This window comes from Aceticella sp. 75b-Ac (genome assembly GCF_056032965.2).
The window spans coordinates 1,577,404-1,593,410 of the sequence record NZ_CM190971.1 but is presented as its reverse complement, the minus strand read 5'-3'; the positions used below and the strand labels follow the sequence as shown (position 1 = coordinate 1,593,410).

Here is a 16,007-nt window from a genome sequence, read left to right as displayed (position 1 = left end):
TCAATAACATATATATCTCACCATGCATAGAATAGTATATAAGATAATATTATATCACTGATGTATGGGGGGATATTATGCCTTTTAAAATAAATGATATTGTAGTTAGGAAATCACATGACTTTGATATATTGTTCAAGGTTATTGATATCATAGAAAACAAAGGAGAAAAGCATTATCTTTTATATGGACTTACCATGAGAATAATTGCTGATGCTCCTGAGGAGGACCTTGTACATGCGACGCTTTCTCGTGTGAATGAATATGATGAGCCGTATCAAAGGAAGGCAGAGTACCTTATAAAAAAAATAACATCCTCAAAGAAATTTACCCGCAGAGGTGGAATGATGCGATCAAATCGACAGGAACCATATGGAAAACCGGGGAGCGTACTTCATATTGATGGTGATGAAGGATATTTAAATATCTGTGTTGATGCATATAAAAAAGCGAATATAAATGTTAAAGGCTTTGCCCTGCCCGAAGAGGAACAACCGGCAAAAATAAAATATCTTCTTGAGAAATATAAACCTGATATTTTAGTTTTAACAGGTCACGACAGTATAAAAAATAACAGAGATTATTCAGATTTAAACAATTACAGGAATTCAAGATATTTTGTAGAAGCTGTAAATATTGCGAGAAATTATGAACCATCCCTTGATGACTTAGTAATATTTGCAGGCGCTTGTCAATCTCACTATGAAGCATTAATAGCTGCCGGCGCAAATTATGCAAGTTCTCCTAACAGAGTATTGATACATTGTCTTGACCCTGTGCTTGTATGTGGGAAAGTGGCATATGCTCATATAAATGAAATAGTAAAAATAGAAGATTTGATAGACCATACAATAACGGGCTCATCTGGTATAGGAGGGCTTCAAACAATGGGTAAATTTCGATATGGTGTTCCTAAGGGACAATATTGAATTGGCGAGTTTCATTTAGACTTGCCAATTCTTTTTTGACTATAAATATAGTTTTAAGTGATTTATGTTGATTTTATCGATATAAATTAGGTATTTACTTAAAAATCAGTATAAATGGTGCAAAATACAATATTGACAAATAATATTTACCTTGTTATAATTAAGGTTTTTATTTGACATAGCATGTAAATTGTGTTATAATATTTTCAGAATGGTTGAAGGAGTGGTTAAGTTGGCCGATAGATTAGTCTTACATGAGATAAAAAAAAGGCTTGATGATCATCTTGGCGCAAGGGTTAGGTTGAAGACCAATGGCGGAAGGAAAAAGACAATAATTCGCGAGGGATTTTTAGAAAAGACATATCCCAGTATATTTATTATAGTTATTGATGGACAGGGAACATCCCGCAGGGTCTCATACAGTTATTCAGACATTCTGACAGATACGGTAGAACTCACATTAATGGGTGATGATAATAAAATACAATGCATATTTTAAGCTTATTTTTTATATCATTATAATAGTACAGTTATGATTTGTTCATGTTATTATGATATAAGGAGGTAAAAATATGCAAACAGATACCATTAGCTATGATAAATTGATAGGGAAGGAAGATAGTCAGGCTCTTGTAGAAAATGATATTATTGTGCCGGAGGATGAACCCGATGTATTAAATGTAATAGCAGTAAATGCATTGACAATAATAAACGATATTGAGGCTGATGAGGAAAAAATTCATATTGACGGTGAATTAAGGCTTAATATATTATATACACCAGATAAAGAAGGTACTTTAATAAAAATCGATAAATCTATAGATTTTAGTCATTTTTTTGAAGTGGAAGGCTGTGATAGCAAATGCCGTGCACTTGTAGTTGCAAGGGTTGAGCATGTGGACTATTCGGTCATCAACAGCAGGAAAATAAACATAAAAGCTATTTTAAGCATTTCAAGCAGCGTATTTTCAAAAGAAATGAAAGACATCGTGGTTAATATAGAGGATATTGAAGATATGGAGTATTTGAAAAAAACAATTAAATATCTTAATACAATAGGTCAGAACGATGTGGAAACATTTTTAAAAGAACAGATAAAAATACCTGATGGTGCACCTGAAATAGATAGAATAATAAAAATTGATACAATTATTAAATCTGATGAATATAGAATAACTGATAATAGGGTAATGATACAGGGGAATATACATGCGGTTGTTCTTTATACTACAAAGAATAAAGGGGAATTTGAAAAGCTTGAATGCGATTTAAATTATGATAGTTTTATAGAAATTCCAGGGGCATTAAGTTATATGAATGCTAAAACATATGAAGCAATAATAGAGAAAAATGTGGAAGTTTTAGAGGATGACAACGGTGAAAATAGGATTCTAAATATAGAACTTGTAGTAAAGACAAATGCCGTTGTAACAGAGATAGAGGAAAGAGAAATACCTGTTGATGTTTACAGCATAACGAGAAATATTGAACCTGAAAGAGAAATTATTACAACGATTAATAGAAGTGTTGGCACTACATCACAGGTTATATTAAAAGAAGCAATAGAGTTGAAAAATAATGCCAGGAAAATAATTGATAGAATTGCATATCCGGTGATATCAAACTATACTATGAGTGATAAAAAAGTTCTAATAGAGGGTGTTATAGATTATAATGCAATGTATTTAAATGATGAGGGATATATCAATTCAAGCAAAGGTGAATTTCCGTTTAAAACATTTGTAGATGTACAAAATGATGTAGGTGTGCCTTTTTTAGATTTAAAAATTTCCCATGTGTCTTATGAAATAATTGCAATGAAAGAAGTAGAACTGAAATTTATAATGGATGTATATGTTGATATTTTTTATGAAGAAAGTTTTGATGTACTAACAGATATAAAAGAGGTTGAAGAGGCACGATATGAAAAAAACAAACATAGTATTACGATATATATGGTTCAAAAGAATGATAATCTATGGGATATAGCAAAAAAATACAGGACTTCTAAGGATGAGATACTAAATATTAATGAAATAACTGATGAGAAGCTGATAGCAGGAACAAAGCTTATAATTCCGATTAAAGCACAATAAAATAATACGCAGCATAATCTGCTGCGTATTATTTTATTGTGGAAAGATTTTTATTAATAATGTATAATATGGTTATTAAATTTATTGGTTTTAATATAAGGGGTTAGAATGGAAAAATTAATTGTAAAATCATATGCAAAGATAAACCTATCACTGGATGTTCTTGGCAGGAGAGCGGACGGATATCATTTAGTCAGTATGGTAATGCAGTCGGTCAATCTTTATGATATGTTGGTATTTGAGAAAAGCGATAATTTGAGCATAAATTGCAATAATAAGGATATACCTCTTGATGAGAACAATTTAATTATGAAAGCTGCACTGATTTTAAAAGACAAGTATGGGGGCAGTGGAGCTGAAATTTTCTTAAATAAGAAAATACCAATTGCGGCTGGACTTGCCGGAGGGAGTTCAAATGCTGCTGCAACATTACATGCTTTAAATAAACTCTGGAAACTTAATTTAAACAAAAAAGACCTTAAAGAAATAGCTTTATTACTTGGGGCAGATGTACCATTTTTTATAGAGGGTGGTACCAAATTATCAGAAGGTATAGGAGAAAGATTAAAGGATTTAAAGGCACCGAAAATGAGTGTTTTAATTGTTAATCCTGCTATTAATATATCTACGGCAGAAGTGTATAAAAGGTACGATGACCTTAATATAATTAATAATAATTATACAAAAAAGATGATAAAAGCAATAAATAGTGGCAATATTTATAATATAGCAGAAAAACTTGGCAATGACCTTGAACGTGTAACAATCAATATGTATCCTGTAATAGAAAAGATAAAAACCGACATGGCAGAGCTTGGCGCAATTGGAACTTTAATGAGTGGAAGTGGTTCTACCGTATTTGGAATTTTTGATGAAGATAAACTTTTACAGAATGCTGAAAAAGAATTTAATAAGAGAGGTTTTTTTGCATATATTGCAAATACCATAGATAAAGGGATAGAATTTATATAAAACTTGGTATATTTTATGCGAGGGGTGTGATAAAATGAATGCTTTAATTCTTGCAGGGAGTACCGGTGAAGAAAGGCTTCCTGATAAAGCATTAATTAAGTTAAAAGGTAAATATATGATTTCATATGTCATAGAAGCCCTTAGAAATTCCGGCAAAATAGATAAAATAGCTGTTATAGGGGATAAAGTTAAATTATCCGGTATAGATGGTGTTGATTTATTAATAGAACAGGGGGATTCTATAATAGATAATATTCTTATCGGAATTAAACCTTTTAAAGAAGACAAAAGAATATTGATACTTACATGTGATATTCCAATGCTTACAAAAGAAGCAGTAATAGATTTTATAGAACAGTCTGAAGCCTCAGGAGCAGACCTCTGTTATCCAATAGTGAAAAAAGAAGACAACGATAGAAAATTTCCCGGAGCAAAGAGGACATATGCAAAAATAAAAGATGGCACATTTACAGGTGGTAATATATTTTATGTAAATCCTGCTGTTATTGATAAATGCATAAACGCCGCAAATCAGTTTATAGCATATAGGAAGAAACCTTGGAAACTTGGCAAACTTTTGGGAATTAAAATACTTTTTCTCTTTATATTCAGGAAAGTAACGATAAGAGAGTTGGAAGACAAGGTTTCAGAGCTTTTTAATATAAAAGGAAAAGCGATAATATCATCATATCCTGAGATTGGTAATGATGTTGATAAAGATGAGGATATAGAAATGGCGAATAAATATATATGTGCATAAACGAGGCTTAAAGCCTTATTTTTTTGCATATATATTTTTTTTTTGCAAATAATTATAAAGGTGATCATTATGCAGATAATCATGTTTTTAAAGCAGTATTTTACTTCTTATTTATTTGTAACATTGCTTACAGTAGGAATTTATGAATCCATGATAGAACCCAAATTCTTAATGAAGAAGGGGCTTGATAGGGATTCAAAAATATGCAGGATAATAGGTATAGTATATCTTGTTATTGATATTTCGGCATATATATTTTCAAGATTTAATCCTTTGTAGGAGGAATAACATGAGTATTTTCAGCAACTTATTTTGGAAAAATGATAAGAATAAAAAAAATACAAAAAATACAAAAAATACTACAGATGAAGGTAGTAATTCAAATGAGGATAAAGTTCCTGTAAAAAGCAAAATAGACGAAAATCTAAAATATATAAAAGAAAAATTAAAAGATTGTGATGATGTAATATACCGGGATATTTGGGTTGGAGAAAAACAGCAGTATAAAATGAGCCTTATTTACGTGGATGGGCTTGTTGATAAACAATTAATAAATGACCATGTTATGCATTCCCTTATGCTTGACGCAAGACAAGCAAAACCCTCTGTTGAAGAATTAAAAGGCAATCTTTATGAAGTGATAAAAAAAGCGACCATAACAGGCGGGGATATAAAAGAGATAGATGACCTTGACAAATGTATAACATCAATACTTTCCGGGGATACGGCACTTTTCTTTGACGGATACCCCAAGATTGTGATAATTTCAAGCAAAGGCTGGCAAATGAGGTCTGTTATGCCACCAGAAACAGAAATGGTTGTTAGAGGTGCCCGTGAAGGTTTTACTGAAACCATAAGAGTAAATACTGCTCTTGTAAGGAGATGGATAAGAGACCCGGAATTTAAGATTAAGCAGATGCAGATAGGTAAAAGGTCAAAAACAGATGTAGCTGTACTTTATATAGATGATATTGTTAACAAAGATTTACTTAATGAGGTAATTAAAAGATTGAAAGAAATTGTTATAGATGGAGTAATAGAAAGTGGATATATAGAACAGCTTATTGAAGAGGATTGGCATTCACCATTTCCGCAAATATTGAATACAGAAAGACCCGATAAAGTGGCGGCATCAGTATTGGAAGGCAGGATTGCAATACTTGTGGATAATTCCCCGTTTGCATTAATTATTCCAACAGCCTTTGCAACACTTTTTCAATCACCGGAGGATTATTTTGAAAGATGGATGATAGCATCCCTATTAAGAATATTAAGATTTACAGCCGCATTAGTTGCATTACTTGCACCGTCATTATATATAGCTTTTATTGAATATCATCCCGGAATGATTCCAACTAAATTAGCACTTTACATTGCTGCTACAAGGCAAGGAGTTCCTTTTCCAGCTTTTTTAGAGGCATTGATTATGGAGGCTACCTTTGAATTACTGAGAGAAGCAGGTATAAGACTTCCTGTTCCCATAGGGCAGACTATCGGGATCGTCGGAGGTTTAATCATAGGTCAGGCGGCTGTAATGGCAGGAATTGTCAGTCCTCTCATGGTTATTGTAGTTGCAGTAACAGCAGTAGCGTCTTTTTCTATACCGAGCTACAGTGCTGCTATTGCCTTTAGGATGCTTAGATTTATTTTTATGATACTTGCAGCTGTTTTTGGATTATATGGTATAATGCTGGGACTTATAATAGTTTTAACACATCTTGTGGTTCTTAAAAGCTTTGGACAGCCCTATCTTTCACCTTTTGTAGAAATCAACATGAATGATTTTGCAGATACATTAATAAGGGCTCCATTTATGGTGTTAAAAAATAGACCCGGTTCCCTTAATACAAAAGATAAAAAACGTCTTAAAGATTTACGGGAGGAAAAGATAGAAAGCATTGAAGAGGACAGGAGGGAAAGCAATGATAAAAAACAATGATAAGATATCAGAAAATCAAACTACGATTTTGCTATTTACCACAATATTAGGTGCAGGTATTTTGAGCCTTTCATCTGATGTGGCACAATCAGCCGGACCGGATAGTCTGATAGCATTATTACTTGGAGGTATAATAGCATTATTTTTTGCAAGATTAATAGGACATATTGCTTCAAAGTTTCCAACCGAAACCTTTGTAGAGTATTCGGCAAAATTAGTTACAAAGCCTTTATCTGTCATTATAAGTATTATATTAATAGGATATTTTTTGATTTTTATAAGCCTTGATTTGAGGATATTTGCTGATGTTTCAAAAGCTTATCTTTTAAATAATACCCCTGTGGAGATAATTATACTTACACTTATGTTTACCTCAAGCTATGTTGTAAGATATGGAATAGAACCGATTTCAAGGATGTCTGAAATTCTTTTCCCGATTATGGTAATCCCGCTTTTATTAATTTTTCTTCCAACAATTGCGGATGTAGATTTGAGCAATTTTTTGCCGATATTAAGGACACCTCCGTTAGAATTATTAAAAGGAATTTTAAATACAACATACAGTTTTGTTGGCTTTGAGATTTTATATGTTATATTTCCATATATAAACAAAGGTGAGAAATTAAAGAAATGCATAAATGTATCATTTGCTGCTATAATCCTTTTTTATATGTATATAACCTTTTATGTAATAGGTATTTTTGGTTATAAAGAAACGAAACTGCAGTTGTGGCCTCTTTTAACCGTTATTAAATCAATAAATTTTCCTGGATTTTTTATTGAAAGCTTGGAAAGCTTAGTTATTGCCATATGGACATTTGCTGTATTTACTACTATTTCGGCATTTCAATATGCTGCGGTATTAAGTATTTCAAAATTAATAAAAGCCAGAGAACATACATATCTTATACTTCCTACTATCCCGATAATATATTTGATGGCTTTAATACCGGATTCGATAGTCGAAGCATATAAATTTGTTAAATATGCCTCAGACTATCTTGCACTGTTTTTTATAATAATATTACCAATATTGTTATATATCCTTATGAAAATCAAAAATAAGGAGGGAAAAAACAATGAAAATAATTAAAATCATATCTATATTTATTATTTGTATATTATTTCTAACAGGTTGTTGGGATAAAGTGGAGATCGAGGATCGGGCATTTGTCATGACTATAGGAATAGATTCATCAAAGGAGTTGAAAAACTATGTTGTAACATTTCAATTTCCTAATATAAGGATGATTTCTACAGGAACAAGCGGTGGGGGCGGAGGTACCGGAAAGCCGAGCTTTTCCATATCGGAGGTGGCGGATACCGTATTTTCTGCATCACGTCACATAAGCACAAGATTAAATAAAAATTTATTTTTGGGTCATGCAAAGGCGATAATTCTCGGAGAAGATATAGTTACGGATAAGAATAATTTTTTAGAGGTAGTTGATACACTTGACAGAAGTTATGAATTAAGCCGTAAGCTCCATATACTTGTTACGCCCGGAAGAGCACAGGATATTGTATTAAAGAATTATAAATTTGATCCTAATCTGGGGGCATATATTGAAGATATTTTCAATCAATATAATAAAACCTCTAAATTCCCAAATATAGATTACAATAAGGTTATGAAATCACTTCATGAAACTAATGGGAATGCTATTATACCAAAAATAATTGCGAGCAAAGATGAAATAAGAATATCAGGGTCTGCCATAATTAAGGATTATAAATTGGTCGGTTGGCTTACCGATGGTGAAAATATGGGATATATGTGGTTGACAGGTCTTGTAAAGGGCGGAGATGTAACATTTAATATGCCATTAAACAATAAAAGCGTAAAAGTTCCTTTCAACATTACAAATGTGATAATGAGAAGAGATGTTGAGGAACAAAATGGGAAAATAATTTACAAAATAAAGTACGATGTGGAGGGAGATGTTACCGAATGCAGTTTTGAAAATCGTGCAATGATGTTTGATACAAAAGTTTTAAATAGAATGGAAAGCAAAGCAAATCTTCAAATTCAACAGATGATAAATGAAGCGCTAAATAGGTTCCAGAAGGACTTAAAGGTGGATATGATAGGAGTGGGAGATTATATTGAAAAACATGACCCGAGCCTGTGGAATAAAGTCAAGCCGCAATGGAGTGATATATTTCCGAATATTGAAGTAAAAACGATGGTTTCTACACATATAAGAAGGATAGGTTTGTATAAATAAATTTACCTGTATATTTTTTGTACTACAGGTTAATAATTGTATATGTGAAGGTATGTAGAAGGAATGTCTATATACACTTAAAATTATATTTGGGGGAATAGTCTTATGAAAAAATTAATTTCAGTGATGCTTATTGTTATATTTGCTTCAATAGTTATTTTAAATAAACCACAGGATACATATGCAATTAAACAGGATATTTCAAATAAATTGATAAGATTACATGTTATAGCAAACAGCGATTCAGAACAAGACCAAAGGTTAAAACTAAAGGTAAGAGATGCAGTAATCATGAAAATGAACTCCAAGTTTATGGGAATTGAAAATGTGAACAACTCAGAAAAACTTATTAAGGAAAATCTTTCTGAAATACAGAACATAGCACAGGATGTTGTATACAAGAATGGGAAAGCTTACAAGGTTAAAGCCATGTACGGGAAATTTGACTTTCCTACTAAATATTATGGTACAATAACACTTCCTGCAGGGAATTATAAGGCACTGCGCATCATAATAGGCAATGGCGCAGGTAAAAACTGGTGGTGTGTGATGTTTCCCCCCCTCTGCTTTGTTGATATAACACATGGGCTGTCAAGTAATGAAACAAAGGAGGAACTTAAAAAATACCTGTCAAATGATGAGATTGAAATGATAGAAACGAATAAACCGAAAATGAAATTTAAAATCGCTGAAATATTTCAAAAATATTATGATGATATCAGAATGGCATTAAAGTGAGGAATCGATATGAGAAAATATACACAAAATGACACACCCTTATTTGACGCACTGAAAAATTATGTAGATGAGAATGTATGGGCATTTCATGTTCCCGGTCATAAACACGGCAAGGGGATAGAAGAATTTACGGATTATGTAGGGAAGGCTGTAATGGAGATAGATGTTAACAGCATGGAGGACCTTGACAACTTGGCAAATCCGATAGGTGTTATTAAGGATGCCCATGAACTTGCAGCAAAGGCTTTTGGGGCTGATTATGCTTATTTTCTGATAAATGGAACAACCTCCGGTATACAGGCAATGATAATGGCAGCCACTGAACCCGGTGATAAAATCATAATGCCGCGGAATGCGCATAAATCAGCATTTTCCGCCTTAATATTGGCAGGTGTAATACCTGTATATGTATATCCGGATATAAATGAAGAATTTGATATAGCTATGGGTATAACCGCAGAACAGGTAGGAGAGGCGATTAAACTAAATCCTGATGCGAAGGCAGTCTTGGTACTTAATCCTACATATTATGGTATAACATCGGAGCTAAAAAGAATAATCGAATTGGCGCATTTGAATAATATGGCTGTACTTTGCGATGAAGCACACGGCAGCCATTTTTATTTTCATCCCGACCTTCCTCCTGGAGGTATACAGCTTGGCGCTGATATAGCAGCTCTTAGCATACATAAAACAGGGGGTTCTTTGACGCAGAGTTCTTTGTTAATATCTAAAGGGAAAAGGGTAGACCCCTTGATAATTAAATCAATATTAAGTTTAACGCAGTCAACATCTGCATCATATTTATTAATGGCATCGCTTGATTTAGCCAGAAAGCAGCTCGCAACAAGAGGGAAAGAAATGCTAAATAAGATAATTGAAATTACAGGATATGCAAAGGAGGAAATAAATGGGCATAATGGGCTTGCAGCACTTAATAAAGATGATATAAATAAGCCATCTTCTTTAGACCCGACGAAATTAGTGGTAAATGTAAGTAAAACAGGCATGACGGGTTATGAGGTAATGAGGCTTTTGAGAACGGAATTTCATGTTCAATTAGAAATGGCGGATTTAAGTAATATTATGGCAATTATAAGCCTTGGGGATGATAGTGAGTATGCTAAATTTTTAGTTAATTCTTTGAAAAAATTGACTTTAAATAGAAGGAGAGGTGAAGAATTAATAACAGGTAGGATTTTACGCCCCGAGGTTATAGTGGCACCCAGAGATGCTTATTATGGGAAAAACAAATCCGTGCTTTTAGAAGAATCAGCAGGGGAGATATCCGCAGAAATGATAATGGTATATCCACCGGGGATACCTATGCTGTGTCCCGGTGAAAGAATTACAAAGGATATAATAGAAAAAGTAAAACTTTTAAAAAAACAGCACTGCCAGCTTCAAGGTATGGAAGATCCTAATATGGAGCATATAAAAGTTTTAGGACATAATGTATAAAGATTGTGCTTTTACAAAAAATATGTATATAAACTAAGGTTAAAGGAGGCGTACAATGGGAAATTGTTCAATTCCAAGATGGAAGATAATCATAGTTATACTGATGCTATTTATAACAGGTACAATCGAGTATACAGCTTATTTTCTTTCAAAAACTACAATGTCAAACTTATACTGGGGTAATTCTGGGGATGATGTATATGCTGTTCAGATACGTCTTAAAGACTGGGGATATTTAAACGGTCCGGTAGACGGCTTTTATGGTGTTAAAACATGGCTTGCGGTAAGAAGGTTTCAGGGAAATAACGGCTTAAATGTCAATGGCATTGTTGATGATGAGACAAAAGCGGCACTTGGCTTTAACACCACATCGAATACAAATATTTCTTCATCATATCAGGCAGCTACGTCAACAACAACGAATGATGATGTATATCTTTTAGCAATGCTAATAAATGGTGAGGCAAGGGGTGAGCCATTTGTCGGGGAAGTTGCTGTAGGAGCTGTTGTTATGAACAGAGTAAGGTCGCCGAAATTTCCAAAAACTATTGCAGGGGTTATATTTCAGCCGGGGGCTTTCTCAGCTGTTGATGACGGTCAAATGTGGTTACCCCCATCAGAAGAAAGCATAAAGGCGGCACAAGATGCCATATCGGGTTGGGATCCAACCGGTGGAGCGTTATATTATTATAATGCAGCAAAGGTAACAAATTACTGGATTTTTAATAAACCTATCATTACTCAAATCGGTGCACATATTTTTGCGAGGTGATATTATGAAGAAGAATATTTCGACCGTTTTTATGCTATTGCTGCTTATAGTAGTTGCGGCATGGGGTTATAATCAGTATATGCAGAAGGTTTCATATCACAGGTATTTACAGGCGCAATATGACAGGTCCTTTTACCAACTTGTAGACAATGTTGAAAATATTGAAACATCAACAGGGAAATTGATGGTTTCATCACAAAATAATACTGCAGTGCCTATTTTAAGTGATATATGGAGACAGTCTTTTTCCGGGCAGGAGCATTTAAACCAGCTTCCCATAGGGCAGCCGGAGATAGACAATACATCAAAATTTCTTGTACAGATTGGCGATTACACTTACAGTTTGACAAAGAAGGTTGCAGATGGTGAAAAATTATCTAAGGATGACCTTAATACGCTTGCAGAATTACATAATTATGCGGTATATCTCGGGAAAAATTTACAGGATTTAAGAAAGAAAATACAAGGAGGATACGAGCTTGGCAATCTGAGTAAAAAAGGAAGCAAGAAAATGGCGGAAATTAATAATAAAATACTTGATGTTAAAATGAATACCGTAAATCAGCAGATGTCAAATTACCCTACGTTAATTTATGATGGACCATTTTCTGAAAGTCAAGCAAAATTAACTCCTAAAGGAATAACCGGCTTTGATGTTTCATACGATCATGCGGTATCAATTGCAAGGAAATTTTTAGATAAACCTATAGAGAAGGCAAATAAGTATAGTACCAATAATGGAAAAATAAATGCATATGGAGTGGAACTTAAGACAAGCAATAAAATGCCATCGATATATTTAAATGTCAGTAAAAAAGGCGGACATGTATTATGGATGATGGGCCAGCGTGCCATATCAAAGGTTAATATTTCTAAGGCACAAGCAATAAATTATGCACAAAAATTTCTAAAAAACCATGGTTTCAAAAATATGGAAAACACATATTCTATTAAAGCAAATGGTACGGAACAGTTTAATTTTACACCTGTTGTAGAAGGTATTCGTATATATCCGGACATAGTAAAGGTTAAAGTTGCTCTTGACAATGGAGATATAGTAGGGTTTGATGCAACACCTTATTACATGTCACATACAGAGAGGAAACTTGAAAAACCAAAACTAAAAGAAAATGAAGCACATGAGAAGGTAAGCAAGAATTTAAAAGTGGAAACCTCAAGACTCTGCCTTATTCCGCTGGAATCAGGCAAGGAAGTATTGGCATATGAATTTAAAGGAACATATGGCGGGGATATGTTCTATGTATATATAAACGCATTAAATGGAAGGGAAGAGAAAATATTGAAAGTGATTAAAACCGACCAGGGCAATCTTACAATGTAATAGCACCTTTTCTCAGAATTGCTTTATAATAAAAGGAATAAAAATTTATTTTCTTAGGCAAAATAATAATGGGCCCAAAAGGAGGAATTGATATGAGTAGACGTCATAATCTCATGTCTGAGGAGCTTAAGGCTGAATTAGCGAAAGAGTTGGGCGTTTACGATACAGTAAAGACTGAAGGTTGGGGTAGTGTATCATCTCGTAACTGCGGTAATCTCGTAAGGCTTGCCATAGAGAAAGCAGAGAAAAGCATGGTACAGAACAAAAAATCATAGGTCTCCTCTTAAGATATGCCCAAATAGCCGGAAAAGAATCTTCTTTTCCGGCTTATTTTAAATAAGCATTAAAATATCTTGTAATTTTTTTGTTCCATATCTTTCAAGCCAAATTGAAAATCTTTCTCCCTCTCCAGCATCTTGAGAATAAATTTCTATGGCTTTTTTAAAAACAGTAATAAGCCTGTCCAAAGAATAGATATCTAAAGTGAACTCAGGTGGTTTAGGCATACGTCCAAGTCTACCGCCAAAACTAATCCTAAAGAATTTCTGACTCGTTTGAGTAGCTCCGGAAGGACAAACTTTTCGGCAATATCCACAATCAGTACAACGATTATAGTCACGATGAATAATACCATTACCATCTCTATATAGAGCCACATTATAACAAGTTTCTACACAGTTTAGACACCCAATACAGTAATATGAATTAGTATATACCCCTTCGCAACCATGGATACCAATATCATTAACTTCTGGTCGAGCGCAGCAATTAGGACAACCGGATACAGCTACTCTGACATCTCCAGGCAGAGACCTTGTTTCTTGATGTTTTTTTTCTGTATCTCGAAGAATCTCCGCCAGTTCTTTCACATTAATCAGACCCTTTGGACAATTAGGTTGACCAATACAAACATTAAAATTAAATAAAGAATGACTTTTGCATGATTTATCAACAATTTGAGCTGGTTTTAAATTGACATTACTTAAAATTTGGTTAACCTCTGCTTTAACTTTTTCTTTTTTTATTTCAACACCCGGGATATAAACACCTTCTCTGGTAGTAGTATAAATTTTACCTCTTCCATATTTACGAGCTACTTCACTTATTTTTCTTATTTGATCAGTAGTCCATTCTACTCTTCCGGGATGTTTTAAAAATAGACCCATTTATTCTACCCCCTTTAAATGTGGAAAAACCTCTTCCCTTTTGTAAATATCTATAGGTGTTAATTTGTTTTTATGGTAATCTATAAATTTAAATACGAAATCAGGAATAGGATCCTCAATAGATATATTAGACAGCCAACTTAATCTGCCATATTTTTTTTCAACCCAAGCAGTAAAGTCTTTGAGAAAAGACTCAATCCCCTCTATACTGAAAATAAATGGATCTCCGGTTTTTCCATATCTTACCCTGATCCAATAACTAAGACGATGGATATTACCCAGTTCACAATGATCTTTGAAAAATTCTGCTATTTTAACAATAAAATCAATAATCTCATGTTCATTAGTCATATCTGCTACTTTTATTCCAGGTTGAGGAAACCGCCCCATATTGCCACCTAAAAATACCCTATAGATTGTTGGCTTTTTTTCATCCCCTGGTAAAACTTTCTCAATAATCTTTCCCTCTATGTCGCCATCTCTTAGAATTCCAACTGTTATGTCATACATCCGCATATGTCCACATCCTTCTAAACATCCAGAAATACCCACCTTTATCTTTCCTTTTAATACAGGAAGGTTAAAACCTATATCATTTATCCTCTTGTAAAGGTTATGGCCTAATCTCTTAGCATCACCCCGAGATTTATAACAACAAGAACCTATACAGCTGACAATGTTTCTAAAAAGAGGCCCAAAATTCCCCATAGATAAACCAACCTTTTTTAAATCATTGAAAAACTCTTCTTTTTCTACTTCATTAGAAAATTTTAAATGATGTAACTCAATAGCTTGTCTTAAAGAAATATCCACATAACCATTTTTATAATTTTTATTTTTAACTATTTTATCTGCCCATTTACAAATAACATCTAATTGTTCGCTGGTAAAATAACCTCCGCCAATACCTCGAAATCTTAACATATATTCAGGGTTTTTATTAATGTTATGCCATAATTCCCTGATGCCATAACCTACTTCCTGATTACCTTGCGGCTTAGGTGCATATATTGTTTTTAAATCTTTAAACACAAGAGCCTTTTCGTTACAAACTGCAACGCAGGCTGGTTCTTTACCTTCCCTCAATCTATCTATACAAAGATCACATTTAATCATTTTACCATTAGCTTGAAAATTCGGAATACCAAAAGGACAAGCTATACTGCAAAGACCGCATCCAATACATTTATTTTGATCTGGACTTAAAATAACTCCTTCACTGCTTATTCTAATAGCTTTTGTTGGGCAAACTTTAACACATTTGGCATCTTCACAGTGCCGACAGGTTAATGCATAGTTATTATTTTCTTTTTCAATTATATATAAAAGTGGAACTGTAGGAGTTTTTTTCTTATTTTTAATCATTTCTCTAATGGCTACATAAGCCTTCGCCTGTTCATCAGTAGCTTTTTGACATAGAAGAGTATTCACTTTATCTTTATCGGCGTCATTTACAACTACGTCATTTGGAGACTTCCAATCAGTATTTCGGATAAAAACACAAGCTGTTTCGCAATCATGGCAAGCGGTACAAAGATCAGAACGACACCATAGATGAGTCTTCATAAACTGTCACTTCCTTTTTCTAAATTTCTTTTTTAAAT

At 33.4% G+C, this 16,007-nt stretch carries 16 protein-coding genes; 14 read left to right on the top strand and 2 right to left on the bottom strand.

What is annotated here, in order from left to right:
- Positions 1–77: 77 nt before the first annotated feature.
- The 14 genes from yabG (at position 78) to AC0LWJ_RS08130 (ending at position 13,512) form a co-directional block, all read left to right on the top strand.
- On the top strand, positions 78–929 hold the full coding sequence (gene yabG, locus AC0LWJ_RS08195) for a sporulation peptidase YabG (protein WP_474238762.1): 852 nt from the start codon (positions 78–80) through the stop codon (positions 927–929).
- Positions 930–1,161: 232 nt separating this feature from the next.
- Complete coding sequence (locus AC0LWJ_RS08190; protein ID WP_474238761.1) at positions 1,162–1,428, top strand: Veg family protein; 267 nt, start codon at positions 1,162–1,164, stop codon at positions 1,426–1,428.
- Between the two features lie 73 nt (positions 1,429–1,501).
- A complete protein-coding gene (locus tag AC0LWJ_RS08185) occupies positions 1,502–3,025 on the top strand; it encodes a DUF3794 and LysM peptidoglycan-binding domain-containing protein (protein WP_474238759.1) in 1,524 nt (507 codons plus the stop codon).
- A gap of 108 nt (positions 3,026–3,133) precedes the next feature.
- Entirely contained in the window at positions 3,134–3,997 is an 864-nt protein-coding gene (gene ispE / locus AC0LWJ_RS08180; RefSeq protein WP_474238757.1) for a 4-(cytidine 5'-diphospho)-2-C-methyl-D-erythritol kinase, read from the top strand.
- A gap of 34 nt (positions 3,998–4,031) precedes the next feature.
- Positions 4,032–4,757, top strand: coding sequence for an NTP transferase domain-containing protein (locus tag AC0LWJ_RS08175; RefSeq protein WP_474238756.1), 726 nt, complete (start codon positions 4,032–4,034; stop codon positions 4,755–4,757).
- Between the two features lie 69 nt (positions 4,758–4,826).
- A complete protein-coding gene (locus AC0LWJ_RS08170; protein WP_284680180.1) occupies positions 4,827–5,036 on the top strand; it encodes a CLC_0170 family protein in 210 nt (69 codons plus the stop codon).
- A 10-nt stretch (positions 5,037–5,046) separates the two neighbouring features.
- Complete coding sequence (locus AC0LWJ_RS08165; protein WP_474238754.1) at positions 5,047–6,696, top strand: spore germination protein; 1,650 nt, start codon at positions 5,047–5,049, stop codon at positions 6,694–6,696.
- Positions 6,680–7,789, top strand: coding sequence for a GerAB/ArcD/ProY family transporter (locus tag AC0LWJ_RS08160; protein WP_474238752.1), 1,110 nt, complete (start codon positions 6,680–6,682; stop codon positions 7,787–7,789). The genes AC0LWJ_RS08165 and AC0LWJ_RS08160 overlap by 17 nt, the downstream gene beginning before the upstream one ends.
- Positions 7,776–8,924, top strand: coding sequence for a Ger(x)C family spore germination protein (locus tag AC0LWJ_RS08155; RefSeq protein WP_474238750.1), 1,149 nt, complete (start codon positions 7,776–7,778; stop codon positions 8,922–8,924). Before AC0LWJ_RS08160 ends, AC0LWJ_RS08155 begins: the two co-directional genes overlap by 14 nt.
- Before the next feature lie 105 nt (positions 8,925–9,029).
- Complete coding sequence (gene spoIIR / locus AC0LWJ_RS08150; protein WP_474238748.1) at positions 9,030–9,662, top strand: stage II sporulation protein R; 633 nt, start codon at positions 9,030–9,032, stop codon at positions 9,660–9,662.
- A gap of 9 nt (positions 9,663–9,671) precedes the next feature.
- Positions 9,672–11,123: an aminotransferase class I/II-fold pyridoxal phosphate-dependent enzyme gene (locus AC0LWJ_RS08145; RefSeq protein ID WP_474238746.1), complete on the top strand. Its 1,452-nt coding sequence runs from the start codon at positions 9,672–9,674 to the stop codon at positions 11,121–11,123.
- Positions 11,124–11,178: 55 nt separating this feature from the next.
- Positions 11,179–11,895: a spore cortex-lytic enzyme gene (gene sleB, locus AC0LWJ_RS08140; RefSeq protein ID WP_474238744.1), complete on the top strand. Its 717-nt coding sequence runs from the start codon at positions 11,179–11,181 to the stop codon at positions 11,893–11,895.
- Between the two features lie 4 nt (positions 11,896–11,899).
- Positions 11,900–13,237 (top strand): germination protein YpeB, encoded by a 1,338-nt coding sequence (gene ypeB / locus AC0LWJ_RS08135; protein ID WP_474238743.1) that lies wholly within the window; start codon positions 11,900–11,902, stop codon positions 13,235–13,237.
- Positions 13,238–13,329: 92 nt separating this feature from the next.
- A complete protein-coding gene (locus AC0LWJ_RS08130; RefSeq protein WP_284680188.1) occupies positions 13,330–13,512 on the top strand; it encodes a small, acid-soluble spore protein, alpha/beta type in 183 nt (60 codons plus the stop codon).
- 57 nt (positions 13,513–13,569) lie between these two features.
- Here AC0LWJ_RS08130 and AC0LWJ_RS08125 read toward each other — a convergent pair whose 3' ends face one another.
- Together AC0LWJ_RS08125 and AC0LWJ_RS08120 are read right to left on the bottom strand one after the other, a co-directional pair.
- Positions 13,570–14,403, bottom strand: a complete 834-nt coding sequence (locus AC0LWJ_RS08125) for a ferredoxin-like domain-containing protein (protein WP_474238741.1) — start codon at positions 14,401–14,403, stop codon at positions 13,570–13,572.
- Complete coding sequence (locus AC0LWJ_RS08120; protein WP_474238739.1) at positions 14,404–15,969, bottom strand: 4Fe-4S dicluster domain-containing protein; 1,566 nt, start codon at positions 15,967–15,969, stop codon at positions 14,404–14,406.
- Positions 15,970–16,007 lie beyond the last annotated feature (38 nt).

Bases quoted from the DNA above. Each gene is read 5' to 3' on its own strand.
- yabG (WP_474238762.1), top strand. From the start codon at position 78: ATGCCTTTTAAAATAAATGATATTGTAGTTAGGAAATCACATGACTTT.
- AC0LWJ_RS08185 (WP_474238759.1), top strand. From the start codon at position 1,502: ATGCAAACAGATACCATTAGCTATGATAAATTGATAGGGAAGGAAGAT.
- ispE (WP_474238757.1), top strand. From the start codon at position 3,134: ATGGAAAAATTAATTGTAAAATCATATGCAAAGATAAACCTATCACTG.
- AC0LWJ_RS08175 (WP_474238756.1), top strand. From the start codon at position 4,032: ATGAATGCTTTAATTCTTGCAGGGAGTACCGGTGAAGAAAGGCTTCCT.
- AC0LWJ_RS08170 (WP_284680180.1), top strand. From the start codon at position 4,827: ATGCAGATAATCATGTTTTTAAAGCAGTATTTTACTTCTTATTTATTT.
- AC0LWJ_RS08165 (WP_474238754.1), top strand. From the start codon at position 5,047: ATGAGTATTTTCAGCAACTTATTTTGGAAAAATGATAAGAATAAAAAA.
- AC0LWJ_RS08160 (WP_474238752.1), top strand. From the start codon at position 6,680: ATGATAAAAAACAATGATAAGATATCAGAAAATCAAACTACGATTTTG.
- AC0LWJ_RS08155 (WP_474238750.1), top strand. From the start codon at position 7,776: ATGAAAATAATTAAAATCATATCTATATTTATTATTTGTATATTATTT.
- spoIIR (WP_474238748.1), top strand. From the start codon at position 9,030: ATGAAAAAATTAATTTCAGTGATGCTTATTGTTATATTTGCTTCAATA.
- AC0LWJ_RS08145 (WP_474238746.1), top strand. From the start codon at position 9,672: ATGAGAAAATATACACAAAATGACACACCCTTATTTGACGCACTGAAA.
- sleB (WP_474238744.1), top strand. From the start codon at position 11,179: ATGGGAAATTGTTCAATTCCAAGATGGAAGATAATCATAGTTATACTG.
- ypeB (WP_474238743.1), top strand. From the start codon at position 11,900: ATGAAGAAGAATATTTCGACCGTTTTTATGCTATTGCTGCTTATAGTA.
- AC0LWJ_RS08130 (WP_284680188.1), top strand. From the start codon at position 13,330: ATGAGTAGACGTCATAATCTCATGTCTGAGGAGCTTAAGGCTGAATTA.
- AC0LWJ_RS08125 (WP_474238741.1), bottom strand. From the start codon at position 14,403: ATGGGTCTATTTTTAAAACATCCCGGAAGAGTAGAATGGACTACTGAT.
- AC0LWJ_RS08120 (WP_474238739.1), bottom strand. From the start codon at position 15,969: ATGAAGACTCATCTATGGTGTCGTTCTGATCTTTGTACCGCTTGCCAT.